This is a genomic window from Amycolatopsis sp. SID8362, assembly GCF_010550475.1.
In the GTDB taxonomy this organism is placed as follows: domain Bacteria; phylum Actinomycetota; class Actinomycetes; order Mycobacteriales; family Pseudonocardiaceae; genus Amycolatopsis; species Amycolatopsis eburnea.
In genome coordinates this window covers 1-2,399 of record NZ_JAAGNB010000362.1, presented here as the reverse complement: position 1 = coordinate 2,399, position 2,399 = coordinate 1, and the positions used below count along the sequence as shown (strand labels likewise).

Below are 2,399 nucleotides of genomic sequence, written 5' to 3'. Positions count from 1 at the left end.
TCGGCGCGGGCAACCTCTCGGAAGCCCGGCGGCTCGTGCAGGACCTCGCGCCTGCCGACCTCGCCGGCGCCACGCTCGAAGAGGCGTTGCGCGCGGTGGCCGGCCGGGCGGGGCTGCCGGTGGACGTCCGCATCGACGGCGACGAGCGCCCGCTGCCCGAGCGCGTCCAGTCCACTGTGGTCCGGATCGCGCAGGGCGCGCTGGCCAACGCGCGCGAACACGCCGAGGCGAGCAGCGTCGTGCTCACCCTCACCTACCTCGACGACCAGGTCGTGCTGGACGTCGCCGACGACGGGCGCGGGTTCGTCGAGCGGGCGCCCGAAGGCGACCGGGGACACGGGCTGCCCGCCATGCGGGTCCGGGCCCAGCAGCTCGGTGGCAAGCTGACCGTGGAGTCCGAGCCCGGCCAGGGCACGGTCATTTCGGCTGCGATCCCGTTGGAGGCCCCGTGACCATCCGGGTTTTGGTCTGCGACGACCACACGGTCGTCCGCGCCGGCCTGCGCGCCCTCCTGGCGGGCGCCGACGGCATCGAAGTCGTCGCGGAGGCGGCGAGCGGGGAGGAAGCCGTCGCGACCGCCGCCGCCGTGCGGCCCGACGTCGTCCTGATGGACATCCAGCTCGGCACCGGCATCGACGGGATCGAGGCCACCCGCCGGATCCGGAGCACCCCCGGCGCGCCCCGGATCCTCGTGCTGACGACGTACGACACCGACGCGGACATCAGCCGCGCGATCGCCGCCGGCGCCACCGGCTACCTGCTGAAAGCCGGGTCCGCCAACGAGCTGTACGCGGCGATCGAAGCGGCCGCGGCCGGGCGGACGGCGGTGTCCCCGCCGGTCGCCGACCGGATGATGGCGCAGCTGCGGGCCCCGCGGCCCGCGTTGACCGCCCGGGAGCTGGACATCCTGCGCCGGCTGGCCGAAGGGCTCGGCAACCGCGAGATCGCCCGCGCGCTGTTCATCAGCGAGGCGACGGTCAAGACGCACCTGAGCCGGATCTACGGCAAGCTCGAAGTCGACACCCGGTCCGGTGCCGTCGCGGTCGCCAAGGAACAGCGGCTGCTGGACTGATCAGGCGTTGTCCAAAAGGGACAGATGTTCGGCCGGGAGGTCCAAAGTGAACGCGGGCGCGATCGATTCGTAGTGCTCCCAGGTCCGCGGGCCGATCAGCGGGATCACTCCCTTGTGGAGCAACCACGCGAGCGCCACCTGGTTCCCCGTCGCTCCCAGTGCCGACGCCACCTTCGCCACCGCGGCCAGCCGCGCTTCCGAGTCCGGCCCCGCGTACGCGCGCCAGATCGGCGTCGACTCGCGGTACGCCGCATCGTCGTAGATCCCCCGCAGCAGCGCGGAATACGCGGCCAGGGAGACGTCCGGGTGCTGCGACAGCCAGTCCAGCAGCTCGCCGCCCGCGATCGACGGGACGTCGGGGCCGGTCGGGCGCAGGTACGAGTGCTGGACCTGGACGGCCACCGGCGACGCCCAGCCGTTGGCCCGCGCCAGGGACCGGATGCGCTCCAGGCGCCACGCCCGGACGTTGCTCCAGCCGGTGTAGCGGACCTTGCCCGCGCGGACCAGTTCGTCCATTGCGGACAGTGTCTCCTCCAGCGGCTCGCGCCGGAGATCGACGTGGACGTAGTACAGGTCGATGTGGTCGGTTCCCAAGCGCCGCAGGCTTTCCTCCACCGAGCGCCGGATCACCGCCGCGCTCGCGCCTTCGTACGTCCGCTCCCGGGCTTCCCAGTCGGTCGTGCCGTCGGGGCGAGCGGCGGCGCGGGCCGCGGGCAGGTCCACGGGTTGCGCGGAGACCTTCGTCGCCAGGAAGACCCGGTCCCGGCGCCCCTTGAGGAGCCGGCCGAGCACGGTTTCGCTTTCGCCGCCGGAGAACGACGGTCCCGCCCACCAGGCGTAGCAGTTCGCGGTGTCGAGGAAGTCGCCGCCGGCGTCGAGGAACGCGTCCAGGATGCGGGCCGACGTCGGTTCGTCCGTCGAGGTACCCATCGTCATGCAGCCCAGCGACACCTGGCTGACGTGCTGGCCGGTCCGGCCCAGTTCCACCTTCTTCATGCCACGAACCTAAGCCGGAATCGGTCCGGTACTACAGTCCAATGACGTGACTGGATCACAGACCAATTGGGGCGTCCTGCTGGAACTGACCGGACCGGGACCGAAGCACGAACAGCTCGCGCGCGCCCTGCGGAAGGCGATCCGCGGGCTCGACGACGGCGTCGCGGTGCCGCCGAGCCGTCAGCTCGCCGCCGATCTCGGCTGCTCGCGGTGGGTCGTGACGCAGGCGTACGCCCAGCTCGTCGCCGAGGGGTACCTCGACGGGCGCACCGGGTCCGCCACGCGCGTCCGGCGGGTCGGCGACGCCGTCGCGGCCCGGCCACCGGCCCGG

General features: G+C 72.8%; 4 protein-coding genes. 3 read left to right on the top strand and 1 reads right to left on the bottom strand.

Translation table 11 applies throughout. The features are described from left to right. Together G3I65_RS11820 and G3I65_RS11815 are read left to right on the top strand one after the other, a co-directional pair. Window positions 1-452: sensor histidine kinase (locus tag G3I65_RS11820; protein WP_239071069.1), on the top strand; the 452-nt coding region annotated here is incomplete at its 5' end. Continuing rightward, window positions 449-1,072 carry a response regulator transcription factor gene (locus G3I65_RS11815; protein WP_309235408.1) on the top strand — a complete coding sequence of 208 codons (624 nt, stop codon included), beginning with the start codon at window positions 449-451 and terminating at the stop codon, window positions 1,070-1,072. The genes G3I65_RS11820 and G3I65_RS11815, both read left to right, overlap by 4 nt. Here the strand turns inward: G3I65_RS11815 and G3I65_RS11810 are convergent, their stop codons facing one another. Continuing rightward, window positions 1,073-2,068, bottom strand: coding sequence for an aldo/keto reductase (locus G3I65_RS11810; RefSeq protein ID WP_160696141.1), 996 nt, complete (start codon window positions 2,066-2,068; stop codon window positions 1,073-1,075). A 46-nt stretch (window positions 2,069-2,114) separates the two neighbouring features. Here G3I65_RS11810 and G3I65_RS11805 point away from each other — a divergent pair. Next, a partial coding sequence (locus G3I65_RS11805) for a GntR family transcriptional regulator (protein ID WP_160696140.1) occupies window positions 2,115-2,399 on the top strand: 285 nt, incomplete at its 3' end.

What these genes read in the sequence shown, in the direction of transcription:
- G3I65_RS11810 (WP_160696141.1), bottom strand. Translation starts at nt 2,068, where the DNA reads ATGAAGAAGGTGGAACTGGGCCGGACCGGCCAGCACGTCAGCCAGGTG.